Annotated in this window: 23 protein-coding genes; 20 read left to right on the forward strand and 3 right to left on the reverse strand. The window is 69.8% G+C overall.

All coding sequences use genetic code 11. The annotated features are described in order from the left end of the window. The first annotated feature begins 174 nt into the window (after positions 1-174). Positions 175-978, forward strand: coding sequence for an IclR family transcriptional regulator (locus tag EAT49_RS19095; RefSeq protein ID WP_123643908.1), 804 nt, complete (start codon positions 175-177; stop codon positions 976-978). On the opposite strand, the gene EAT49_RS19100 is transcribed toward EAT49_RS19095, so the two are convergent. Together EAT49_RS19100 and EAT49_RS19105 are read right to left on the reverse strand one after the other, a co-directional pair. Continuing rightward, positions 965-2029: a Gfo/Idh/MocA family protein gene (locus EAT49_RS19100; protein WP_123643909.1), complete on the reverse strand. Its 1065-nt coding sequence runs from the start codon at positions 2027-2029 to the stop codon at positions 965-967. The two genes, EAT49_RS19095 and EAT49_RS19100, sit on opposite strands and share 14 nt — an antisense overlap. Beyond that, entirely contained in the window at positions 2026-2478 is a 453-nt protein-coding gene (locus EAT49_RS19105) for a MaoC family dehydratase (protein ID WP_123643910.1), read from the reverse strand. Before EAT49_RS19105 ends, EAT49_RS19100 begins: the two co-directional genes overlap by 4 nt. 117 nt (positions 2479-2595) lie before the next feature. Here EAT49_RS19105 and EAT49_RS19110 point away from each other — a divergent pair, with 117 nt between their 5' ends. From EAT49_RS19110 to EAT49_RS19185, 16 genes are all read left to right on the forward strand, one after another. Next, positions 2596-3168 carry a MaoC family dehydratase gene (locus tag EAT49_RS19110; RefSeq protein ID WP_123643911.1) on the forward strand — a complete coding sequence of 191 codons (573 nt, stop codon included), beginning with the start codon at positions 2596-2598 and terminating at the stop codon, positions 3166-3168. Then, positions 3161-4288 (forward strand): ABC transporter substrate-binding protein, encoded by a 1128-nt coding sequence (locus EAT49_RS19115; protein ID WP_123643912.1) that lies wholly within the window; start codon positions 3161-3163, stop codon positions 4286-4288. Before EAT49_RS19110 ends, EAT49_RS19115 begins: the two co-directional genes overlap by 8 nt. Further along, positions 4285-5505: a CaiB/BaiF CoA transferase family protein gene (locus tag EAT49_RS19120; RefSeq protein WP_123643913.1), complete on the forward strand. Its 1221-nt coding sequence runs from the start codon at positions 4285-4287 to the stop codon at positions 5503-5505. Before EAT49_RS19115 ends, EAT49_RS19120 begins: the two co-directional genes overlap by 4 nt. 26 nt (positions 5506-5531) lie before the next feature. Further along, positions 5532-6854: an ABC transporter substrate-binding protein gene (locus EAT49_RS19125; RefSeq protein WP_246003911.1), complete on the forward strand. Its 1323-nt coding sequence runs from the start codon at positions 5532-5534 to the stop codon at positions 6852-6854. 71 nt (positions 6855-6925) lie between these two features. Continuing rightward, the gene (locus tag EAT49_RS19130; RefSeq protein ID WP_246003912.1) at positions 6926-7837 is read left to right on the forward strand and encodes a carbohydrate ABC transporter permease; all 912 of its coding nucleotides are present in this window, start codon (positions 6926-6928) and stop codon (positions 7835-7837) included. A gap of 268 nt (positions 7838-8105) precedes the next feature. Beyond that, on the forward strand, positions 8106-8963 hold the full coding sequence (locus tag EAT49_RS19135; protein ID WP_123643915.1) for a carbohydrate ABC transporter permease: 858 nt from the start codon (positions 8106-8108) through the stop codon (positions 8961-8963). A gap of 2 nt (positions 8964-8965) precedes the next feature. Then, complete coding sequence (locus tag EAT49_RS19140; protein ID WP_123643916.1) at positions 8966-10060, forward strand: ABC transporter ATP-binding protein; 1095 nt, start codon at positions 8966-8968, stop codon at positions 10058-10060. Further along, positions 10060-11217, forward strand: coding sequence for a mandelate racemase/muconate lactonizing enzyme family protein (locus EAT49_RS19145; protein WP_123643917.1), 1158 nt, complete (start codon positions 10060-10062; stop codon positions 11215-11217). Before EAT49_RS19140 ends, EAT49_RS19145 begins: the two co-directional genes overlap by 1 nt. After that, positions 11180-11509 (forward strand): L-rhamnose mutarotase, encoded by a 330-nt coding sequence (locus EAT49_RS19150; protein ID WP_123643918.1) that lies wholly within the window; start codon positions 11180-11182, stop codon positions 11507-11509. Before EAT49_RS19145 ends, EAT49_RS19150 begins: the two co-directional genes overlap by 38 nt. Further along, entirely contained in the window at positions 11502-12155 is a 654-nt protein-coding gene (locus EAT49_RS19155; protein WP_123643919.1) for an RraA family protein, read from the forward strand. The genes EAT49_RS19150 and EAT49_RS19155 overlap by 8 nt, the downstream gene beginning before the upstream one ends. Position 12156: 1 nt before the next feature. Further along, the gene (locus tag EAT49_RS19160; protein ID WP_123643920.1) at positions 12157-13269 is read left to right on the forward strand and encodes an enolase C-terminal domain-like protein; all 1113 of its coding nucleotides are present in this window, start codon (positions 12157-12159) and stop codon (positions 13267-13269) included. Between the two features lie 3 nt (positions 13270-13272). Further along, positions 13273-13581: a UxaA family hydrolase gene (locus tag EAT49_RS19165; protein WP_123643921.1), complete on the forward strand. Its 309-nt coding sequence runs from the start codon at positions 13273-13275 to the stop codon at positions 13579-13581. Then, positions 13578-14762, forward strand: a complete 1185-nt coding sequence (locus tag EAT49_RS19170) for a UxaA family hydrolase (RefSeq protein ID WP_123643922.1) — start codon at positions 13578-13580, stop codon at positions 14760-14762. The genes EAT49_RS19165 and EAT49_RS19170 overlap by 4 nt, the downstream gene beginning before the upstream one ends. 16 nt (positions 14763-14778) lie before the next feature. Next, positions 14779-15522 carry an SDR family oxidoreductase gene (locus EAT49_RS19175; RefSeq protein ID WP_123643923.1) on the forward strand — a complete coding sequence of 248 codons (744 nt, stop codon included), beginning with the start codon at positions 14779-14781 and terminating at the stop codon, positions 15520-15522. Positions 15523-15550: 28 nt separating this feature from the next. Then, positions 15551-16396, forward strand: coding sequence for an amidohydrolase family protein (locus EAT49_RS19180; protein ID WP_221181481.1), 846 nt, complete (start codon positions 15551-15553; stop codon positions 16394-16396). A 123-nt stretch (positions 16397-16519) separates the two neighbouring features. Further along, positions 16520-17029 carry a MarR family winged helix-turn-helix transcriptional regulator gene (locus EAT49_RS19185; protein WP_185020844.1) on the forward strand — a complete coding sequence of 170 codons (510 nt, stop codon included), beginning with the start codon at positions 16520-16522 and terminating at the stop codon, positions 17027-17029. Between the two features lie 183 nt (positions 17030-17212). On the opposite strand, the gene EAT49_RS19190 is transcribed toward EAT49_RS19185, so the two are convergent. Beyond that, positions 17213-18691 (reverse strand): xylulokinase, encoded by a 1479-nt coding sequence (locus EAT49_RS19190; RefSeq protein WP_123643924.1) that lies wholly within the window; start codon positions 18689-18691, stop codon positions 17213-17215. Between the two features lie 105 nt (positions 18692-18796). On the opposite strand from EAT49_RS19190, the gene EAT49_RS19195 reads away from it, so the two are divergent. From EAT49_RS19195 to EAT49_RS19205, 3 genes are read left to right on the forward strand one after another with little or no spacing between them, the layout of a single operon-like run. After that, on the forward strand, positions 18797-19717 hold the full coding sequence (locus tag EAT49_RS19195; RefSeq protein ID WP_123643925.1) for a substrate-binding domain-containing protein: 921 nt from the start codon (positions 18797-18799) through the stop codon (positions 19715-19717). Then, the gene (locus EAT49_RS19200) at positions 19714-21255 is read left to right on the forward strand and encodes a sugar ABC transporter ATP-binding protein (RefSeq protein WP_123643926.1); all 1542 of its coding nucleotides are present in this window, start codon (positions 19714-19716) and stop codon (positions 21253-21255) included. Before EAT49_RS19195 ends, EAT49_RS19200 begins: the two co-directional genes overlap by 4 nt. After that, complete coding sequence (locus EAT49_RS19205; protein WP_123643927.1) at positions 21252-22226, forward strand: ABC transporter permease; 975 nt, start codon at positions 21252-21254, stop codon at positions 22224-22226. The genes EAT49_RS19200 and EAT49_RS19205 overlap by 4 nt, the downstream gene beginning before the upstream one ends. Positions 22227-22229 lie beyond the last annotated feature (3 nt).

Raw genomic sequence — 22229 nt, forward strand, 5'->3', positions numbered from 1 at the left:
GCGGGCGGGGGGGGGGGGTCCCACCCCCCCCCCCCCCCCCCCCCACCCCCCCCCCCCCCCCCCGGGGGGGGGGGGGCCCCCCCCCCCCCCCCGCCGCGCCGATCCCGCCGTTGCAATCGCGGGCCCGTGGTGGCATTCCCCGGGACTGCCCGAGGCCGCCGCAAGACCCGCCCGATGACCGCCGACGACTCCGCCCCGCCGCCGCGCTATTCGGCGCCCGCGCTCGAGAAGGGGCTCGATATCCTCGAGCTTCTGGCCGAGGAGGAGCGGGGCCTCTCCCAGGCCGAGATCGCGCGGGCCATGGGTCGGTCGGTCAGCGAGATCTTCCGCATGATCGTGGTGCTGACCGAGCGCGGCTATGTCGCCCAGGATCCCGAGACCGACCGTTACAGCCTGACGACGAAGCTCTTCGAGGTCGCCAACCGCACGCCGCTGATCCGGCGCCTGACCGCCCTCGCCGGCCCGCTCATGAGGCGGATGACGGCGGAGATCAACCAGTCGGCGCATCTGGCCATCGTCTCGGACGACGCGGTGCTGATCGTCGGGCAGGTGGACCCGCCCGGCCACCACGTCATGTCGATCCGGCTCGGCGCGCGGATCGACCTCTGGCGCGCATCGTCGGGCCGGGTGATCCTCGCGTTCACCGAGCCCGAGCGTCTGGACGAGCTCTTTGCCCGGGTGCCGCTGCCCGCCGACAAGACCGAGGCCGGCCTGCGCGGGGAACTCTCCGAGATCGCCGCCCGCGGCCACGAGATCACCGACAGTTTCACCGCGCGGGGCATCGTCAACATCGCGGCGCCCGTGCGCGACCACACCGGGCAGGCCATCGCCGCACTGACCGTGCCGCATCTCGAGCGGTTCGACGATCCGGTAAGCTTCGAGGCCTGCGCGAAGGCGGTGATCGCCACCGCCAACGCGATCAGCGCCTCCATGGGCGGCCCCGAAGTGCCGCCCCTCTCGGGCCTCAGTCGAGGGTGAGCGGCTCCGCCGGCCGCTCCATCGAGCGGAAGCAGGCCTCGACGAGCGCCATGGTGCGATAGGCGTCCTCGACCCCGGAATGCAGATGCGTGTCCTCGCCCGAGGCCACGCGCTGCACGTTGCGCATGGGGCCCATGAAGCTTTCGATGAACCAGCTTCCCGTGAGCGGCACCTGCTCCCATTCCCCGCCGTTCCGGCAGAGCCAGAGCTCGTCCGCCTCGCCGTTGGGATAGTCGTAGCAGACGCCGAGCTTGACCATCATCGCGCCCTCGGTGCCCTCGAAGCGGAACCAGGCGGACTGGAATTTGCGCCCGTTCCGGTGGTTGTGGTTGATCGACATGAGACCCCGCAGGCTGGGCCCGTAGTCGAGGATCACGCTGGTGCGGGTCTGGGCGAAGTCGTCCGCGCGCGGATCGTGGAGCGACCGGGCGAAGACGCCCCGGGGGTCGCCCGCCACGGCGCGGATCGCGTCGAGGTAGTGGATCGAATGGACCGCGATCTCCACCCGCTTCATCGGAATGAGGAAGGGAAAGAGGTGCCAGGGGGTGAAGATGTTGAGATGCACCTCGATCTCCAGAAGCTCCCCCAGAAGCCCGCGCCGCACGGCATCCTGCACCGCGCGCATCATCGGCGAGAATCGCAGCTGGAAATTGACCGCCGCCGTGAGGCCCTTGTCGCGGCAGACCTGCCGGATCTCGCGGGCCTGGGCCTGGTCGGCGCCCATGGGCTTCTGCATCAGGACGGCGGCGCCGTCCGGCAGTTCCGGAAGAAGGCCCGGCAGGACATGGGGCGGCACGGCGATGTCGTAGACCACGTCCGTGCCGTGAGCCTCTCCCGCCTCCTTCAGCGAGGCATGGACAGCGGCGATGTGATGCTCGCGCGCGAGCGCCTCGGCGCGGTCCCGGTCGATGTCGGTCACGCCCGCCACCGTCAGCCCGGCCATGGCATAGGCGGGCAGGTGGGCGTCCCGGACGATGCCGCCCGCGCCGCAGATGACGATGGGGCGCGGGCGCTCGGGCGCGGGCCAGTCCTGGGTCAGGTCATGCGTCATCGGGCGGCCTCCCTCCGCTCGGCCAGCAGGATGTGCTCGCAATACATCACGGTCTGGCCCTTCTGGTTCGTCGTCTCGCAGATTTCCGTCACCCTGCCATAGGCCGGCCGCTTCGGATCGTCCGACAGCGCGCCGATCGTCACGGTGGTGCGGATCGTGTCGCCCGCGTGGACGGGCGCCGGAAAGCGCAGGCGCTCGTAGCCGTAGGTGAAGGCGCGCGGATTGATCTCGGTGGCGGTCAGCCCGATGCCGATGGCGAAGGTCATTGTGCCATGGGCGATGCGCTGGCCGAAGGGCTGCGTGGCGCACCATTCGGCGTCCATGTGGTGGGGGAAGAAATCCCCCGAATGCCCTGCGTGGATGACGATGTCCGCCTCGGTGATCGTCCGCCCGAAGCTCTGCCGGCTTTCGCCTTCCACGTAATCCTCAAAGTAGCGTTCCCGCTCCATCGCTGTCTCCTCCCGCGTCGTTTCAGATATACAAAACCATTTGACAGGTGAAATGCAATCCGCAACGATGGGGAGAGACGACCCCGGACCACCGGGGCGGGACCGAAGGGGGGAGCGATGGCGGAGATCGGCGTTCATGCGCGGGGGCTGCCCGGGTTGCCGGGGGACCATGCGGGGATCCCGGTCTGGAACTCCGAGGACTGGTATTTCGAGGATTTCACCCCCGGAGACAGAATCCGCTCCGTCCGCCGGACGATCTCGGAGGGCGAATCGATGCTCTTCAACAGCCTCGTGATGGACCACCACCCTTACGTCTCGGACGAGCGGTTCGCGGCGGAGGAAGGGGTGTTCGGCCGCAGGCTCGTGGCGGGGGCCATGGTGTTCAGCTACGGGCTGGGGCTGGCGGCGACGAACTGCCTGAACTCGTTTTCCTATGGCTACGACCGGCTGCGCTTCATCGCGCCCGTGTTCATCGGCGACACGATCTACACGATCCGCGAGAACCTCTCGAAGGAGGTCAAGGACCTAAAGATGGGCAAGGTCCGGGTCAGCTATTCGGTGTTCAAGGGCGAGGGGGAGCAGGTGCTCTATTGCGAGCACCTGATGACCGCGCTCTACCGCGATCCCGCGCCGTTCCGGGAAGCGGCCGAGGCGGCGATGGCGGCGAAGAAGGCGGCGCGCCGTGGCTGAGTTGCGCGGCATGACCTGGGACCATTCCCGGGGCTTCGACCCGATGGTGGCGACCTCGCGCGCCTTTGAGGCCGCGCATCCCGGCGTGACGATCACCTGGGAAAAACGCTCGCTCCAGGCCTTCGCGGACCGTCCGATCGAGGAGATGGCCGGACGCTACGACCTCATGGTGATCGACCATCCCCATGTGGGGGAGGTGGCGGGTTCGGGCCTGCTGATGCCCTTCGACGGGCAGGGGCGGGAGGCGGAACTGTCCGCGCTGGCAGCGCAGTCGGTGGGTCTGTCGCATCCTTCCTACGAATTCGACGGGCGCCAATGGAGTCTCGCCATCGACGCGGCCACCCCGGTGGCGGCGTTCCGGCCCGACCGGCTGGAGGCCGCGCCCGAGACCTGGGACGGGGTCATGGTGCTCGCACGGCAGGGTCGGGTGGCCTTCGCGCTCATCCCGATCAACGCGCTGATGACCTTCATGGGCATGGCGCGGAACTTGGGCGCCGACGTGGGCCGCGCGGGGGGCTTCGTCGACCGCGCGGCGGGGGAGACGGTGCTGGCGCGGCTGGGCGAGATCGTGGCGCTGATGGACCCGCGCTGCCTCACGCTCGATCCCATCGGGATCTATGAATGGATGGGACGCACCGCCGATGCGCCGGCCTATTCGCCCTATGGCTATGGCTACACGAACTACAGCCGCGCGGGCTATTGCCGCTTTCCGCTGATCTTCGCCGATGCGCCGGGGCTGGAGAGGGCGGACCCGTCCGGGACGGTGATCGGCGGCACGGGGATCGCGGTGTCGACGGCGTCGAAGCATGTGGATCTCGCCCTCGACTATGCCTTCTGGATCGCCGGGGCGGAGTGTCAGGCGGGGCTGTTCTTCGACGCGGGGGGCCAGCCGGGCAATGCCGTGGCCTGGGAGAGCGACCGCTGCAACACGGCGAGCCGCAATTTCTTCCGCGGCACGCGCGCCACGCTGGAGAGCGCGTGGCTGAGGCCGAGGCACGACGGGTACATGGGCTTTCAGGAGAAGGGCGGGGACATCGTGCACGCCTTCCTGCGCGGCGAGGCGACGCGGGACGCGACGCTTGACGCGCTGGAGAAGGCCTGGGCGGAGAGCCTGCCATGACGCCGCTGCCGCAGGAGGCGCGCCCCCTCGACGGGCTGGTGGTGCTCGATTTCAGCCAGTTCCTGTCGGGGCCGCTGGCCTCCTTGAAGCTGGCGGACCTCGGCGCGCGGGTGATCAAGGTGGAGCGTCCGGGGACCGGCGATCTCTGCCGGCATCTTTACCTGTCGGATACCGACATCGACGGGGACAATTCGCTCTTTCACGCCATCAATCGCAACAAGGAGAGCCTGACCGCCGACCTGAGGGACGAGGCGGACCGCGCCATGCTGCGGGAGCTGATCGCGCGGGCGGACGTGATGATCCAGAACTTCCGCCCCGGCGTGATCGAGCGGCAAGGCTTCGGTTGGGAGGACATGCGGGCGATCAATCCGCGCCTCGTCTACGGCTCGATCTCGGGCTACGGCGAGGACGGTCCCTGGGCGCCGCTGCCGGGTCAGGACCTCTTGGCGCAGGCGCGCTCGGGCCTCCTGTGGCTGACGGGATCGGACAGCGATCCGCCCGTTCCGATGGGATTGGCCGTGGCGGACATGCTGGCGGGCAACGCGCTGGCCATGGGCGTGCTGGCGGCACTGGTGGGGCGGGGCATCCACGGGCGGGGGGCCCATGTGCAGACCTCGCTGCTCGAGGCGATGATCGACTTTCAGTTCGAGGTGCTGACGACGCATCTGAACGACGGGCGGCGGATGCCGCGCCGGGCGCAGGTGAACGGCGCCCACGCCTATCTCGGCGCGCCCTACGGGGTCTATGCGACCCGGGACGGCTGGCTGGCGCTCGCCATGACCCCCTCGCTGGAGCGGCTGGCGGGGCTGATGGAGATCGAGGGGCTGGAGCGGTTCTACGGCGACCGCGCCGCGCTGATGACCCACCGGGACGAGATCAAGCGGGTGATCGCCGAGGCGGCCGCCACGCGGACCACGGCGGACTGGCTGAAGGTGCTGCAACCGGCGGATATCTGGTGTTCCGAGGTGCTGGACTGGCCCGGGCTGCTGGAGTCCGAGGCGTTCCGCAGGCTCGATGTCCTGACCGAGATCACGCGGGGCGCGGACACGCGGCTGACGGCCCTCCGCGCGCCCATCAGGATAGACGGCCGCACGCTTGCCAGCCCCCGCGCGGCCCCCGCGCTGGGCGGCGATCGCGACCGCATCATTGAAGACCTGCTGTCCCGCCCCGTGCCGGCGGACGGCAGGACAGACGCATCGCCAAGGCGGCGGGCGTGACAAGGCACGACATCTGGGAGGATGAGATGATGAAACTGAGACTGAAGGCGCTGGCGGCCACCGCCATGGTGCCGCTTCTGGCCGGTGCGGTCGCGGCGCAGGACTACGGCAATTTCGACGGCTACACCCTGCGGGTGAAGCTGATCGGCGGCGCGCAGTACGAGCCGCTCTACGCCACGATCTCCGATTGGGAGGCCGCCACCGGCGCGACCGTCGAGATCCTGAGCCGCAAGAACCATTTCGAGCTCGACCGCGAGATCAAGCAGGACATCGCCGCCGGAACGCTCGACTGGTGCGTCGGCTCGAACCACACCAGCTTCGCGCCGCAATACGGCAACATCTACGTCGACCTGCGCGAACATATCTCCGAGGACGTGCTGTCGGAATTCGTGCAGCGGGTGCTCGACCATTCCACCGTGGACGGCCGGCTTGTGCAGCTGCCGCGCCATTCGGACGTGTCGAACTTCTACTACCAGAAGTCGCTCTTCGAGGACCCCGAGAACCAGGCCGCCTTCGAGGCGGAATACGGCTATCCACTGGCCCCGCCCGAGACCTGGGAGCAGGTCGCCGACATGGCGAAGTTCTTCGCCGATCCGCCCAACTTCTTCGGCTTCCAGTACGTCGGAAAGGACGAGGCGGTCACCGGCCGGTTCTACGAGATGCTGGTCGCCGAGGGCGGCCAGCTCTTCACCGAGGACTGGGAGCCCGCGTTCAACTCCGAGGCGGGGGTGCGCGCGCTGCAGTTCTTCGTCGATCTCTACGAGGCGGGGGCGGTGCCGGTGGGCGTGCCGAACTACCTCTGGGACGACACCGGCCTCGGCTTCGGGTCGGGCACCGTGGCGATGAACCTCGACTGGGCAGGCTGGTCGGCGTATTTCAACGATCCCGCCAACAGCCAGGTCGCCGGGGACGTGGGCCTGATCCGCGCGCCGATGGGCAGCGCGGGCGTGCGCACGGGCTGGTCCGGCTCGCACAGCTTCTCGATCACCGAGACCTGCGACAACAAGGAGGCGGCGGCCAGCTTCGTCACCTTCCTGACCGACCACGACCGCCAGATGATCGAGGCGCGCACGGGCCTTCTGCCCAGCCGCAGCGAGGTCTGGGAAACGGCCAAGGCCGAGTTCGCGGAAGGCGGCAACGACTTCCTCGTCGAGGTCTTCGACACCTATGCCGCCTCGATGGCCGAGGATGCCTTCACCCCGCCGCTCATTCCCGAGTGGATCGAGGTGTCGAACGTGCTCTGGCCGCGCCTGCAGGCCGCCATCGTCGGCGACCAGACCGCGCAGGAGGCGCTCGATCAGGCCGCCGACGAGGCGCGCATCGTGATGGAAGACGCCGGCTACCTCTGATCCGAGGCCGGCAGCTCCGGGCGCGGCGGACCTCCCGCCGCCGCGCCCGCCCCGACACAGGCGAGACACACGTGACCCGATTCTTCCGCACCCGGCAGGCGGCCCTGACGCCGCTTCTGCTGCTGTCCCCGGCGATCCTGACGATGCTCTTCGTCGTGGCGATCCCGCTGGTGTTCTCGTTCTACACCTCGCTCACGCCCTACCGGCTGACCCGGCCCGAGACGATCGAGACCTTCATCGGGTTCCGCAACTACGTCCGGCTCTGGGAAGACGCGGCCTTCTGGGCCGCGTTCTGGCGGACGATCCTCTTTCTGGTGATCGCGCTGAACGTCGAGTTCCTGTTGGGGCTGGGGATCGCGCTGCTGATCAACAAGATCACCTGGGGTCAACGGACGCTCAGGACCATCATGATGTTTCCCATGATGTTCTCGCCGATCCTCGTGGGCTTTCAGTTCAAGTTCATCTTCAACGACAACATCGGCATCGTGAACAACGCGCTGCAGTCCATGGGGATCATCGACTTCGCGATCCCGTGGCTGGTGGACGCGCGGCTGGCGATGTTCTCGATCATCTTCGCCGAGGTCTGGATGAGCACGTCGGTCTTCGCGATCCTGCTGCTGGCCGGGCTCTTCGCCATGCCGCGCGATCCGCTGGAGGCCGCCAAGGTGGACGGCTGCAACGCCTGGCAGACGTTCCGGCACATCACGCTGCCGTTCATCATGCCCTTCGCCTTCATCGCCATGACGATCCGGTCGCTGGACGTGGCAAGGGCCTACGACATCGTGCAGGTGATGACCGACGGCGGGCCCGCAGGGCGCACCGAGCTTCTGTGGACACTGATCGCGCGGGTCGGCTACGAGAATGCGCGGATGGGTCAGGCCAATGCCATGGCCTATGTCTCGACGATCCTGTCGATCGCCTTCACCTATTTCTTCTTCACCAAGCTGGTGGCCGCCCGCCGCTACATGGGAGGGGCTGAGTGATGGGTCTTTCAATGCACCTCAACGGGACTGTCCCGCCCGGCCCCTGTGTCGTCGCATCTGCCAGCTTGTCCCGCTGCAACGGTCGTCCTGCAGACCCAAGGGCAGCCCCCGACCGCGGGCGGGGGAGAAGCCCCCGCCCGGGGGGGCGGTCGGGGGCTGCCCGGCGTCCCGCCGGGCGGGACATCGGGTCGGAGCACGCGCTCGTTGATCGGCCTGGTCACCGCGCTCCTGGATCGGTCGGATTTCCATTGGCCCCCGGAGCCCGTCCATGACCCGCGCCCTGAAGAAGCGGCTCAAGGCCACGGCCCTTTGGCTGACGACCTTCGTGCTGATGATCGTCATGTGCGTCCCGGGGCTCTGGGTCGTGCTGTCGGCCTTCCGCCCGAACCGCGAGATTCTCGCCAAGCCGCCGGTCTGGGTGCCCCAGGACCTGACACTCCGCAATTTCACCAAGATCTTCGGCATCGGCGAGGAGACCGTGGCGATCCCGGTGCTGTCCTATTTCTGGAACAGCCTCGTGATCGCCACCACCTCCACCGTGATCGCGCTGATCATCGGGATGGCGGGGGGTTATGCCTTTGCCCGCTTCCGCTTCCGCTTCAAGAACGCGTGGTTCCTCGGGCTCATGCTGTTCCGCACGGTGCCCGGCATCGCGCTGTCGCTGCCGGTGTTCATGCTCTGGTCGCGGCTCGGGATCATCGACACGCAGATGGGGCTGATCATCGTCTACGTCTCGCTCAACGTGCCGTTCACCGTCTGGCTGATCGACGGCTTCTTCCGGCAGATCCCCATGTCGCTCTCGGAAGCCGCGCAGGTTGACGGCTGCACGCGCTGGCAGGCGTTCTGGAAGATCGAGTTCCCGCTGGCGAAATCGGGGATCGCGGCGGCGGGGGTCTTCGCCTTCCTGACGAGCTGGAACGAGTTCGCGCTGGCAAGCCAGCTGACGCGGTCCACGGACAGCAAGACCCTGCCGGTGGGGCTGATGGATTTCACGTCCCAGTTCACCATCGACTGGGCGGGCATGTGCGCGATGGCGGTGATCATCATCGTGCCCGCGCTGATCCTCACGTTCCTTGTGCAGAAACATCTGATCGCCGGGCTGACCTTCGGCGGAGTGAAAGGCTGAGAATGGCAGGCATCACGCTCGACAGGGTGGTCAAGCGCTACGGCAAGCTGGAGGTCGTGCACGGCATCGACCTCGAGATCGGGCATAACGAGTTCGTGGTGCTGGTCGGGCCCTCGGGCTGCGGCAAGTCCACGACGCTGCGGATGATCGCGGGGCTGGAGGACATCTCGGACGGCGACATCCGCATCGGCGAGCGGGTCGTGAACGACCTGCCCCCGCGAAAGCGCAACGTGTCGATGGTGTTCCAGAACTACGCGCTCTATCCCCACATGAACGTGCGCGACAACCTCGGCTTCGGGCTGAAGATCGCGGGGCAACCGGCGAAGGTCATCGAGGAGCGCGTGGCCGAGGCGGCGGGCATCCTTGGCCTGTCGGAGCTCATGGACCGCATCCCGGCGGAGCTCTCGGGCGGCCAGCGCCAGCGCGTCGCCATGGGCCGCGCCATCGTGCGCCACCCCGACGCGTTCCTCTTCGACGAGCCGCTCTCGAACCTCGACGCGAAGCTCCGGGTCCAGATGCGCACCGAGATCAAGAAGCTGCACGGCAAGGTGGCGACCACCGTCGTCTACGTGACGCACGACCAGGTGGAGGCGATGACGCTCGCCGACCGGATCGTGGTCATGAAGGACGGCTATATCGAGCAGGTCGGAACGCCGATGGAGGTGTTCAACCACCCGGTGAACACCTTCGTGGCAAGTTTCATCGGATCGCCCCCCATGAACCTGATCCCCGGCCGCATCGAGGGCGGGGAGGTGCGCTTCTCCGGTGGCGGGACGGTGCCCGTCCCCGGGCGGCTCAAGGAGCATGTGAGGGGCGGGCAGGAGGTGATCTTCGGCGTGCGGCCCGATGACCTCTCGCCCATCGGTCACGGCATCCACGAGGCGCGCGAGACCTGCGAGATCGACCTGACGGTGGAACTGGCGGAACTGCTGGGTACCGAGACGCTGATCTACACCTCGCTCGCCGGGCAGGAGATCCAGGGCAAGATGTTCGACCCCCGCGACCTGAAGGTGGGCGAGACGCTGACCTTCCGCCTCTCGCTCGACAAGGCGCATCTTTTCGACGCCGCCACGGGCCGGTCGGTGAGGCCGCGCTGATGGCCCGCATCGCTCATGTCGAGATCCTGATGGTGGACTTGCCGCCTGCCGTCACACGGGTGGACGCGATCCAGTCCTTCGTCAGCCAGGAGACGCCCATCGTGCGGATCACCGATGCCGAGGGGGCGGTGGGCACGGGTTATTCCTACACCATCGGCACGGGCGGGCCGGCGGTGATCTCGCTCCTCGAACGCACGCTGGCGCCGCGCCTGATCGGGCGGGAGGCGGAGGAGATCGAGGGCATCTGGCGCGACCTGCTGTTTGCTACCCATGCCACGGCGGTGGGGGCGATCACCTCTCTGGCGCTGGCTGCCGTGGATACCGCGCTCTGGGACCTGCGCTGCCGGCGGGCGGGCCTGCCTTTGTGGCGGATGGCGGGAGGGGCCAAGGAGAGCGTGCCGCTCTACACCACGGAGGGCGGCTGGCTGCACCTGCCGGCGGAGGCGCTGGCCGAGGATGCCGCCGAGATGAAAGGGAGGGGCTTCGCGGGCGCCAAGCTCAAGATCGGCAAGCCGTCGATTGCCGAGGACCGGGCGCGGCTCGCCCGCGTGCGCGACGCGGTGGGCGAGGATTTCCACCTCATGGTCGACGCCAACCAGGCGTTCGATCTCGCGGAGGCCCTGCGCCGGGCGGACATGCTGGCCGAGACGGGCATCCACTGGTTCGAGGAACCGATGCCGGCCGACGACGTGGGCGCGCACGCGGTGCTCGCCGCCCGCTCCCGCGTGCCCGTCGCGGTGGGCGAGAGCCTCTATTCCTTGAGCCAGTTCAAGGATTACCTGACGCAGGGCGCGGCCTCCGTCGTGCAGGCGGACGTGGCGCGGATCGGCGGCATCACGCCCTGGCTCAAGGCGGCGCATCTGGCCGAGGGCTTCAGCGTGCCCGTCTGCCCGCATTTCCTGATGGAGCTGCACGTCAGCCTCGTCTGCGCGGTGCCGAACGCGCCGATGCTCGAATACATCCCGCAGCTCGACGCCATCACCAGCTCGCGGCTCGATATCCGCGAGGGCCGCGCCCATCCGCCGGACGCTCCGGGCCTCGGCATCGAGTGGGACTGGAACACCATCCGTGCACGCATTGTGCACGGATCGCATCACTGCATCGGAGGGGGAGAGACACATGCAGCGCATGGGCATGGTCATCGGGCTGAAGTCTGAGAAGGTGGCCGAATACAAGGAGCTTCACGCCAACGCCTGGCCGGGCATCCTTGAGATGATATCGGCCTGCAACATCACCAACTACTCGATCTTCCTCAAGGAGCCGGAGAACCTGCTCTTCGGCTACTGGGAATACACCGGGGAGGATTTCGAGGCGGACGCGGCGAAGATGGCCGCCGATCCGCTCACGCGGAAATGGTGGGACGTCTGCATGCCCTGCCAGGCGCCGCTCGAGACCCGCAAGGAGGGCGAGTGGTGGGCGATGATGGAGGAAGTCTTCCACCATGACTGACGCGGAGCGCATCGCGGAGCTGGGGACCTGCTACACCTCCGTCGTGCATGACGTGCTGCGGGCGCGCGGACTGAAGGACTTCACCCTGCCGCCGCGCGTGCGTCCTCTGAACCCCGAGGGCGTGCTCACCGGGCCGGCCTGGACCGTGGACGGGGAGCTGGACGAGAGCGCCGACGCCCATGCCACGCTGCTCGCCTGGACGGGGCTTCTGTCGAAGGCCCCCGGCGGGCACATCTGGACGGCGCAGCCGAACAACCAGCTCGTCGCGCAGATGGGCGAGCTTTCCGCCGAGACGCTGCACGCCAAGGGCGTTCTGGGCTGCGTCACGGACGGGGCGCTGAGGGACACGAATTTCATCCTGCGCCTCGGCTGGCCCTGCTGGGGCACGCATCACACGCCCCGCGACGTCGTGGGCATGTGGCTGCCCAGGGCCACGGGCGAGGAGATCCGCATCGGCGAGGTGGTGATCGCGCCGGGCGACTGGCTCCACGGCGACCGCGACGGGATGGTGCGCATCCCCGCCGGGATCGTGGACGAGGTGATCCCCGAGGCGGTCACCGCGATGACGACCGAAAGCAAGGTCCGCCGCGCCATCCTGGACGGCGTGGACCCGCAGGAGGCCTATCTCAAGTGGGGCAAGTTCTGAGATGAGGATCGCCGCCCTCGATATCCGGGCCTGCCGCCATGCCCCCGCGTCCATCGCGGGCGGGGAGATGCGGGACGGGCAGGAGATCGGGGGGCTGGAGTTCCTCGTCTACACCGTCCGAACCGAGGACGGGCGGGAGGCCTCCATGGTGGGCTTTGCGGGCCGGTCGGCGCTGGGGGCGGCGCATACGGCGGCGGCCTCGCTCCGGCCGTTCCTCGTGGGACGCAACGCGCTCGACCGGGAGAGGGCCTTTCACGACTGGCGCACGGCGGACCGCTGGTGGCACCACCTGCCGATCCATGCCTACGGCCCGGTGGATTGCTGCCTGTGGCTGCTGGCCGCCGAGGCCGCCGGACAGCCGCTCTGGCGCCATATCGGCGGCGCGCGGAGCGAAGTGCCGGTCTACGCCTCCTCGCTCGTGCTCTCCGGCCCCGAGGCCTATGCCGCCGAGGCCCGGGCGGTGCAGGCGGCGGGGATGAAGGCCTACAAGATCCACCCGCCGGGCAAATCGCTGGTCGAGGATATCGCGATCCACGAGGCGGTGCGCGAGGCCGTGGGCCCGGACTTCGCGCTCATGTCCGACCCGGTGCAGCCCTATACCTTCGAGGAAGCGCTGCGCATGGGCCGCGAACTCGAGCGGCTGGGGTATCTGTGGTACGAGGAGCCGCTGCCCGACGAGGCCTTCGGCGCCCTGCGGGAGCTGACGCGCATCCTCGACATCCCCGTCGTGGGCACGGAGGTGCTGGCGAAACACCCCTGGTCCGTGGCCGAGTGCCTCGCCACCCGGGTTGTCGATGCCGTCCGCGCGGATCCGAGCTGGACCGGCGGGGTGACGGGAACGCTCAAGACGGCGCATCTGGCCGAGGCCTTCCATGCCCGCTGCGAGCTGCACACGACGATCTTTCACCCCCTCGAGCTGGTGAACCTGCACCTGAACGGCGCGGTGACGAACTCCAGCTATTTCGAACTGCTCTGGCCGGTGGAGACCTTCGCCTTCGGCCTCGACCGCCCCCTGCCCATCGAGAACGGCATCGCCACGCTGCCCGAGACGCCCGGGCTGGGGGCGTCCCTCGACTGGGACCTGATCGACGCAGCAACCCTGGCCGAGGTCTGAGACATGCCCGATCCCCGCCTTCTGCTCCTCTCCCCCGGCGACACCGTCTTCGTGCTGCGCGGCGCCGTGGAGGCGGGCGAGACCGTGGCGCTGGAGGCGGGCGCGGCGGTGATGCCCGCGCGGCTCGGCCTCGGCCACAAGATCGCGCGGGCTGCCATCGCCAAGGGCGAACGCATCGTGAAATACGGCGCCCCCATCGGGCGGGCCACCGAGGACATCGCCGCGGGCGCCCATGTCCATGTCCACAACGTCGCCAGCGACTACACGCCGACCTACGCGCTGGCCGCAACCTCGGAGGATGTCGCGAGATGAGAGGCTATCCCCGCTCCGACGGGCGCAAGGGCATCCGCAACCTCGTCGCCGTGGCCTATCTCGTGGAATGCGCCCATCATGTGGCGCGCAAGATCGTGGAGCCCCACGACGCGGCGGCGCATCTGATCGGCTTTCCGGGCTGCTTTCCCAATGCCTACGCGCAGCGGATGATGGAGCGGCTCTGCACCCATCCCAACGTGGGCGCGGTGGTGCTGGTGTCTCTGGGCTGCGAAAGCTTCGACCGGCACCGCCTGGCGGAGACGGTCCGCGCCTCGGGGCGCGCGGTGGAGACGCTGGTGATCCAGCGCGACGGCGGCACACGGGCCACGGTTGAGGCCGGGCGGGCGATGGTGGCGCGCATGGCGGCGCGGCTCGCGGAGGCGCAGACCCTGCCCATGGACATCTCCGAGCTGGTCGTTGGCACCGTCTGCGGCGGCTCGGACGGCACCTCGGGCCTTACGGGCAACCCCGCGGTGGGCGTGGCCTTCGACCGGCTGGTCGAGGCGGGCGCCGCCTGCATCTTCGAGGAAACGGGGGAGCTGATCGGCTGCGAGGACATCATGGCCGCGCGCGCCGCCACCCCCGAGCTCGGTGCGGAGATCCGCGCGAGCGTGGACAAGGCCGCGCGCTATTACGCGACGCTCGGCTTCGGCAGCTTCGCCGCGGGCAATGCCGAAGGCGGGCTGACGACGATCGAGGAGAAATCCCTCGGGGCCTATGCGAAATCGGGGCAGTCGGCGATCTCCGGCCTGATCAAGCCGGGCGACATCCCGCCCCGGGGCGGGCTCTACCTCATGGATGTCGTCCCGGACGGCGAGGTGCGCTACGGCTTTCCCAACATCTCGGACAACGCGGAGATCGTGGAGATGATGGCCTCGGGCGCGCATCTGACGCTGTTCGTCACCGGGCGGGGATCGGTGGTGGGCTCGGCGCTGGCACCCGTCGTCAAGATCGCCGCCAACCCGCATATGTATGCGCGCCTTGCAGAGGACATGGACGTCAACGCGGGCCGCATCCTGACCGAGGGCGCCTCGGTCGAGGAGGTCGGCGCGGAGATCGTGGACCTTGTCCGCCGCGTCGCGGACGGGCATCCCACGAAATCGGAGGAGCTTGGCCATACCGAGTTCATCCTGACCTACAAGACATTCGAGCCGCTGGGCCCCGCTTGCCTGCCGCTCTGACAGAAGGAAGACGAGAATGGGACGACTGACGGGCAAGACCGCGCTGGTGACGGCGGCGGGGCAGGGGATCGGCAAGGCCTCTGCGCTGGCCATGGCCGCCGAGGGGGCGCGGGTGATCGCCACCGACATCAACGCGGAGGCGCTGGCCGCCCTCGAGGGCGTCGAGACGCGGGTGCTGAACGTGCGCGACCCCGAAAGCATCGCCTCGGCGGCGGCGGACCTGCCCGCCCTCGACGTGCTCTTCAACTGCGCGGGCTTCGTCGATCACGGCACGATCCTCGACTGCGACGAGGAGAAATGGGCGTTCTCGAACGACCTGAACGTGACGGCCATGTACCGCATGATCCGCGCCTTCCTGCCGAAGATGCTGGAGACCGGTGGCGGGTCGATCATCAACATGTCCTCGGCGGTCTCCTCGATCATCGCCGCGCCGAACCGCTTTGCCTACGGCGCGACCAAGGCCGCCGTCATCGGCATCACAAAGTCCGTCGCCGCCGATTTCATCACCCAGGGCATCCGCTGCAACGCGATCTGCCCCGGCACGGTGGAAAGCCCGTCCTGGCACGATCGCGTGCGGGCGCTGGGCGAGGCCATCGGCGATGTCGACAAGGCCCGCGCCGATTTCGTCGCGCGGCAGCCCATGGGCCGCGTCGGCAAGGCCGAGGAGGTGGCGGCGCTCGCGGTCTATCTCGCCTCGGACGAGAGCGCCTTCACCACCGGCACCACGCAGGTCATCGACGGTGGCTGGGCCAACGTCTGAGACATCAACGGCAGGAGGAGGCCGCCACATGATCCCGCTCATCGACACCCACCAGCACCTGATCTACCCCGAGGTGGCCGGCTACGGCTGGACCTCGGGCATCCCGGCGCTGTCCGGGGCCTTCACGCTTCCGGATTACAAGGCCCTGACGGAGGGGCAGATCGCGGGCAGCCTCTTCATGGAAACCGCCGTCGACGATGCCGACATCAGGGCGGAGACCGATCATGTTGCGGGGCTGATGGCGGAGGAGGGGAGTGACATCCTCGGCCTGATCGTCTCCGCCCGGCCCGAGGAGGAGGACGGGCGCTTCGTCCCCTGGCTGGAGGAGGTGCAGGCAAAGGGCGCCGTGGGCGTGCGCCGCGTTCTGCATGTGGTGGACGACGAGATGTCCCGCAGCGAGACCTTTCGCGCCAATGTCCGGCGGATCGGGGCGGCAGGGCTCGCCTTCGACATGTGCTTTCTGGCGCGGCAGCTGCCCATCGCCCGGGAGCTGGCCGAGGCCTGCCCGGACGTGCGGCTGGTGCTCGATCACTGCGGCGTGCCCGACATCGCCGGCGGCGGACTCGACCCCTGGCGCGAGGATATCGCGGCGCTGGCCGACCTGCCCCATGTGCGCTGCAAGCTCTCGGGCCTGCCGGCCTATTGCGCGCCGGGCACGGCCTCGGCGGAGACGCTGGCGCACTTCGTGGATCATGTGCTCGAGGTGTTCGGACCGTCGCGTATCTGCTGGGGCAGCGACTGGCCGGTGGTGAACCTCGGGCCGGGGCTTCCCGGCTGGCTGGAGATCACCCGCCAGATCCTAGGCGCGCTCACCGAGGACGAGGCCTTGGCCATCGCGCAGGGCACGGCGCGCGAGGTCTACCGGCTGACGTGAGCCGGGCTCCCTCGCATTCGTGTCGAATGCCCGCGATCTTTTTCCTGCGGGTCTCGACGCTTAACGCGATGTTGGGCCTTTTGCCCCAGAACCCTCCGGACGAGGCAGGCCGGAGGGGGCGGAATGAGCATCTTTTCCAGCATGGAACAGCCGGGCGGCAGTGCCGCCGCCGCGGGCTTCATGGCGCGCTATCTCGATGCGCTGACCCTCGTCGAGAGGCTGCACAGGCTGCTGCTCGACGTGATCAAGGACGAGTTCGAGCGGGTGGGGATCATCGAGATCAACCCGGTGCAGGCGCTCCTGCTCTTCAACGTCGGCGACAACGAGGTGACCGCCGGCGAGCTGAAGACCCGCGGTTACTACCAGGGCTCCAATGTCTCCTACAATCTCAAGAAGCTGGTGGACCTGGGATACATGCACCACCAGCGCTGCGAGATCGACCGCCGGTCGGTGCGCGTCCGCCTGACGCCGAAGGGCCGCGAGGTGCGCGACCTCGTCGCCCGGCTGTTCCAGACCCATGCGAAGGGCCTGCAGGAGCGCGGCGTGCTCGACATGGCCGGGATCGAGGATATCGCCCATGCTCTCAAGCGGCTGGAGCGGTACTGGACCGACCAGATCCGCTACATCTACTGATAAGAAGGTGACCGAATGGCGCGCGCGTATTCGGGGCGCGCGCGGGGCCGTCGCGCGCGCCCCGGGGGCGACTGCGAACCGTCCGCGACTGTTCGGAAGACGGGCAGTCATCCGCCCGACCCGACGCTTCGGGGCCGGGGGCGCATCCGAGCATTTCCGGCCAGATGAGGAGGGGGCGGGGCGCTAACCTGTCTGCGGCGTGCCCCGGGCCATGGCGTGATGCAGCGGGGCGAGCCCCTCGTAGAGCCCGCGGAAGCGGGCATACCGCTCTTCGGCAAGCCGGGCGCGCGCGGGATCCGGCGCGAAGCGGCGATCGGGCGCGACGAAGGCGTCGGCCGCCTCGGCGAGATCGGGCAGGACCCCCGCCGCGACCCCGGCCATGACGAGGGCGCCCACGGCCCCCGCTTCGGGCGCCGCGACCCGGGCCAGCGACCGACCCAGGGTATCGGCGCGCAGGCGGCTCCACACCTCGGAACGCGCGCCGCCGCCGCCGTAGGCGAGCTCGGTCACCCGCCGGGCGCCGCTGTCCTCCAGCGCCTCGAGTGCCAGCCGGGCGGAGAAGGCCACGCCCTCCATCACCGCGAGCGCCAGCTCTCCCGGACCGCAGGCACTGTCGAGCCCGGCGAAGGCGCCCCGGGAAGCCGCGTCCCAGAGCGGCGCGCGCTCGCCCTCGAGATGGGGCAGAAAGAGCGGACTGCGCGGGCCGAGGCGCGCAGCGCCCGCCGCCCGCTCCAGGGCCGCGAAGTCGAGCCCGAGAAGCCGCGAGGCCCAGGTCAGCGCGCCCCCGCCCGCCTGGGTCGGGGCGGCATGGAGCGTGATGCCGCGCCAGTCGGGGAAGGTGACGACACCGCCCGAGCCGCTGCGCCGCGCGGAGATGAGGCCCATGACCTCGGACGAGCCCGAGAGATACATCGCCTCCCCCTCGCGCGCCACGCCGAGGCCGAACATCGAGGCCCAGGCGTCCATCGTGCCGCGTGCCACCGGCACGCCCGCGAACGGCCCTTCCGCGATCTCTCCGGCGAGGGCGAGAGGGTCCGAGAGCGGCGGCAGCCGCGCCTCCGCGCCGCTCAGAAGGGCCAGAACCGCGGGCGCATAGCGGTGGTCCGGTCCGACGAGGCCGATGGAGGCGATCGGGTCGGCCTCGCTCCGCCCGGTCAGCCGGGCGATGACGTAATCCTTGGGCGCCAGCACCGCGCGGGTCGCGGTCCAGGCGGCAAGATCGGTCCGGGCCACGAAGGCCATGCGCGCCAGCGCGTGGCTCGCATCCACCGGGATCGGGGCCCCCAGCGCGGCAATCTTCTCTCCGGTGGAGAGTCGCGCGTCGAGCGCCGCGCCGTCCGCCGCGGCCCGCGTGTCCTGCCAGGTGATCGCGGGTCGCAGGGGAGAGAGGTCTGCGCCGCAGAAGACATGGGTGTTCACCTGGCTGGTGAGGCCGATGGCCGCCACCTCCCCTGCCCGGGGATGGGCCTCAAACCGCTCGAGCGCCGCGCGCACGAGGCGCAGCCAGTCGTCCGGGTCCTGCTCGGCCGCGCCGGGCGCGGGGCGCGCCATCGGACAGCTCTCCGCCACCGCGTCGAGCCGCGCGCCCCCCCGCGCCACCATCACGGCCTTGACCGCGCTCGTGCCGATGTCGATGCCGATCAGAACCTCGCCGCGCGCCATGCCTGTCCTCTCCGGATGCCTGCCGGACCGCTCTGGACGCCGCTCCGGACCCGCCCCATAGTCCGCGCCAAGTCATAGTCGGGACCAAAGAGGGAGGGCAAGAACATGACCATGGGGACGAGGATCGCGGCGGCGGGCGCCGTGGCGCTGGGGATGGGAACGGCGGGCGCGCTGGCGCAGGAGGTGGCGGTGATCACGCCCTATCTCGCCCAGCCCGGCACGCAGTTCTACGTCGACGGCTTCACCGCCGAGGGGGAGGAACGGGGCTGGACGGTGAACGTGATCGACACCGCGGGCGACGTGGGCGCGGTCATCAGCCGGATCGAGGACGTGGTCACCCAGGGTGTGGACGCCATCGTCATCAACGTCGATCCCGCGCAGGTGGGCGCGGGTCTCGCCACGGCGGCGGATGCGGGCATCCCGGTCGTGGGCATGGATGCGGGCTCGCACCCCGATGTGGCGGCCAACGTGACCTCGAACGGCTATGCCATGGCCGCCGAGACCGCCGTCTACGTCGCCAACCGCATTGACGGAGAGGGGGCGGTGGTCATGTTCACCTTCGATCCCTTCCCGCCGGTGCAGGTGCGCGGCGTGATCGCCGATGCGGTCTTCGCCAACTTCCCCGACATCGAGGTGATCGACCGGATCACCCCCGACGTGTCCGACGGCGGCATCGCCGACAGCCGCGCACAGATGGAGGCGCTTCTCGCGGCGAACCCCGAGCCCGGCAGCATTTCGGCGGTCTGGGCGGCCTGGGACCAGCCCGCGCTGGGCGCGCTCCAGGCGATCGAGGCCGCGGGCCGCGAGGGCGAGGGCATCGTCATCACCGGCATCGACGCCAATCCCCAGGCGCGCGACGCGATCGCGGCGGGCGGCAATTTCGAGGCCAGCGTCGCGCAGGACTTCGAAGGGATCGGGGCGACCACCGCCGAGACCGTCGCCCGGCTGCTCGCCGGGGAGGAGCTGCGCCAGCGGGTGATCTACGTGCCGACCGAGCTTGTGACGGCGGCGAACGCGGCGGAGTGAGCGGCGCTGCGGGCAGGACGGGGGAGGCCCCCGTCCTGCACCTCGAGGGGCTGAGCCGCCGGTTCGGGCAGGTGCAGGCGCTGGACCGCGTCTCTCTGACCCTGAGGGGCGGCGAGGTCCATGCGCTCATGGGCGAGAACGGGGCGGGGAAATCCACCCTGATCCGGCTCATGGCGGGGCTCGACCGGCCCGACGCGGGGCGCATGGCGCTCGACGGCGCGGCGCTGCCCCCGGGGGCGCCCGCCGCCATGCGCGCGGCGGGGCTTCGGTTCATCCACCAGGAACTCCATGCGGTCCGGGGCCTTTCGGTGGCCGAGAACATGCATCTCGATCACCCCTATCCGCGCAGGGCCGGCCTCGTGCACTGGCGCGCGCTGAACCGGGCGGCGGCGGAGGCTCTGGCGCGGCTCGGCGTGACCGATCTCGACGTGCGCCGGCCGATGACCGATCTCGGCACCGGCCAGCAGATGATCGCCCGCATCGCCGCCACGCTGATCGACGATGCAGGCGCGGGGGACAGGCCCGCCTGGCTCTACGTGATGGACGAGCCCACCGCCGCGCTGACGGGGGAGGAGGCGGAGCGACTCTTCGAGGTCATCGGCGGGCTGACGGCGCGCGGGGCGGGGGTGCTCTATGTCTCGCACCGGATGCCCGAGGTGCTGCGCCTTGCGCAGCGGGTGACGGTGCTGCGCGACGGCCGGCACATCTCGACCCTGCCGCTTGCCGAGACCGGTCAGGAGCGGATCATCCGCGAGATGACGGGCCGCGATCTGTCGGCGCTCTTTCCCGAGCGCGGGCCCGACCCGCGCGGCGCGCCGGTGCTGGAGGCGCGCGGTCTCTCCGCGCCGGGTCTCCACGGCATCGACGTCACGCTGCGCTCGGGCGAGATCCTGGGCGTCGCCGGGCTTGCGGGGGCGGGACGGGGCGCGCTCCTGAGGGCGCTCATGGGCACGCTGCCCCGGACCGGGACGGTCACGCTCGCGGGCGCGCCCCTGGGCCGGACCCCCGCGCAGGCCTGGCGGCAGGGCCTCGCCTATATCCCGCGCGAGAGGCGCAGCGAGGGCCTGATGCTGCGCAGGGCGATCACCGAGACGGTGTCGCTGCCGCACCTGGCTCGGCTGTCCCGCGCCGGGCTCTGGCTGTCGCCGCGCCGCCAGCGCGAGATTGCCGAGCGGCTTGGCCGGGATGTACGGCTCAAGGCCGCCTCGGTGGCGCAGGCCTGCGAGGAACTTTCGGGGGGCAACCAGCAGAAGGTGCTCTTTGCCCGGGCCCTGGCCGGACGGCCCCGGGTCCTGCTGCTCGACGAGCCGACGCGGGGCGTGGACGTGGGCGCGAAGTTCGATCTCTACCGGCTGATCCGGGGACTTGCCGCCGAGGGTGTGGCGGTGCTGCTTGCCTCCTCGGACCTGCCCGAGGTGCTGGGCCTTGCCGACCGCGTGCTGATCCTGCACGAGGGCCGCCTTGCGGGGGAAAGGGAGACGGCGGGAATGACCGAGGCAGACCTGTTGGCGGCCATCTACGGGGCGCGGGCGGCATGAGGGCGGGGCTGCGCCGCTTCGGCGGTCTGGCGGGGATGGTGGCCATCGTGCTCTTCTTCGCCGTCTCGTTGCCCGACACCTTCCTGACGGCGCGCAACCTGCTCAACGTGACGCAGCAGGTGTCCATGCTCGCGGTGGTGGCGGCGACCATGACGGTGGTCATGGTGATGGGGGATTTCGACCTCTCCGTCGGCTCCATGGCCTCTCTGGCGGGGGTGGTCGCGGCCATGCTCTTCGTCGCGGGCTGGTCGATTCCCGCGGCGCTCGCGGGCGCGCTGGCGGTGGGGCTGCTCGGCGGGCTCTTCAACGGCGTGATGGTCAGCCTTGTGGGCATCCTGCCCTTCGTGGCCACGCTGGCGACGCTGACGGTATTCTCGGGCGCGGCCTTCCTGATCTCGGACGGGCGGACCATCTTCGGGCGCGACATCCCCGAGGCCTTCGGCGCCTTCGCGCGGGGCGGGCCGCAGGTTGCCACGGTGGACGACCGCGCGCTCCTGCTGCCGAACCTGACGCTGGTGGCGCTCGCGGTCATCCTGGTGGTCTGGGTCGTGCTGGAGCAGACGACCTACGGCCGCAGGCTCTACGCCATCGGCGGCAACCGGGAGGCGGCGGTGCTCGCCGGCGTTCCGGTGCGGGCGCTGCGGCTCTCGGCCTTCGCCTTCACCGGCGTCGGCGCCGCCGTCGCGGGGCTGATGTACGCCAGCCGCGTGGCCTCGGCGAATCCGACGCAGGGCGACGGGCTGATGCTGACGGCCATCGCGGCGGTGTTCCTCGGCATGACGCTGACGCGGGACGGACAGCCGCGGGTGCTCGCCACCATGGCGGGGGTTCTGACGCTGGGAGTGCTCGACAATGGCCTCACGCAGATGCGGGTCGACAGCTACCTGCGCGAGGTTCTGGTGGGGGCGATCATCCTCGCCGCGGTGGGATTGTCGGCCATGGGACGGCGGGGCCTGCGCGGGCGGGGCTGAGGG

This window comes from Histidinibacterium lentulum (assembly GCF_003789055.1).
GTDB lineage: Bacteria > Pseudomonadota > Alphaproteobacteria > Rhodobacterales > Rhodobacteraceae > Oceanicola > Oceanicola lentulus.

Bases quoted from the DNA above. Each gene is read 5' to 3' on its own strand.
- EAT49_RS19095 (WP_123643908.1), top strand. From the start codon at position 175: ATGACCGCCGACGACTCCGCCCCGCCGCCGCGCTATTCGGCGCCCGCG.
- EAT49_RS19100 (WP_123643909.1), bottom strand. From the start codon at position 2,029: ATGACGCATGACCTGACCCAGGACTGGCCCGCGCCCGAGCGCCCGCGC.
- EAT49_RS19105 (WP_123643910.1), bottom strand. From the start codon at position 2,478: ATGGAGCGGGAACGCTACTTTGAGGATTACGTGGAAGGCGAAAGCCGG.
- EAT49_RS19110 (WP_123643911.1), top strand. From the start codon at position 2,596: ATGGCGGAGATCGGCGTTCATGCGCGGGGGCTGCCCGGGTTGCCGGGG.
- EAT49_RS19120 (WP_123643913.1), top strand. From the start codon at position 4,285: ATGACGCCGCTGCCGCAGGAGGCGCGCCCCCTCGACGGGCTGGTGGTG.
- EAT49_RS19125 (WP_246003911.1), top strand. From the start codon at position 5,532: ATGATGAAACTGAGACTGAAGGCGCTGGCGGCCACCGCCATGGTGCCG.
- EAT49_RS19135 (WP_123643915.1), top strand. From the start codon at position 8,106: ATGACCCGCGCCCTGAAGAAGCGGCTCAAGGCCACGGCCCTTTGGCTG.
- EAT49_RS19140 (WP_123643916.1), top strand. From the start codon at position 8,966: ATGGCAGGCATCACGCTCGACAGGGTGGTCAAGCGCTACGGCAAGCTG.
- EAT49_RS19145 (WP_123643917.1), top strand. From the start codon at position 10,060: ATGGCCCGCATCGCTCATGTCGAGATCCTGATGGTGGACTTGCCGCCT.
- EAT49_RS19150 (WP_123643918.1), top strand. From the start codon at position 11,180: ATGCAGCGCATGGGCATGGTCATCGGGCTGAAGTCTGAGAAGGTGGCC.
- EAT49_RS19155 (WP_123643919.1), top strand. From the start codon at position 11,502: ATGACTGACGCGGAGCGCATCGCGGAGCTGGGGACCTGCTACACCTCC.
- EAT49_RS19160 (WP_123643920.1), top strand. From the start codon at position 12,157: ATGAGGATCGCCGCCCTCGATATCCGGGCCTGCCGCCATGCCCCCGCG.
- EAT49_RS19165 (WP_123643921.1), top strand. From the start codon at position 13,273: ATGCCCGATCCCCGCCTTCTGCTCCTCTCCCCCGGCGACACCGTCTTC.
- EAT49_RS19170 (WP_123643922.1), top strand. From the start codon at position 13,578: ATGAGAGGCTATCCCCGCTCCGACGGGCGCAAGGGCATCCGCAACCTC.
- EAT49_RS19175 (WP_123643923.1), top strand. From the start codon at position 14,779: ATGGGACGACTGACGGGCAAGACCGCGCTGGTGACGGCGGCGGGGCAG.
- EAT49_RS19180 (WP_221181481.1), top strand. From the start codon at position 15,551: ATGATCCCGCTCATCGACACCCACCAGCACCTGATCTACCCCGAGGTG.
- EAT49_RS19185 (WP_185020844.1), top strand. From the start codon at position 16,520: ATGAGCATCTTTTCCAGCATGGAACAGCCGGGCGGCAGTGCCGCCGCC.
- EAT49_RS19190 (WP_123643924.1), bottom strand. From the start codon at position 18,691: ATGGCGCGCGGCGAGGTTCTGATCGGCATCGACATCGGCACGAGCGCG.
- EAT49_RS19195 (WP_123643925.1), top strand. From the start codon at position 18,797: ATGACCATGGGGACGAGGATCGCGGCGGCGGGCGCCGTGGCGCTGGGG.
- EAT49_RS19205 (WP_123643927.1), top strand. From the start codon at position 21,252: ATGAGGGCGGGGCTGCGCCGCTTCGGCGGTCTGGCGGGGATGGTGGCC.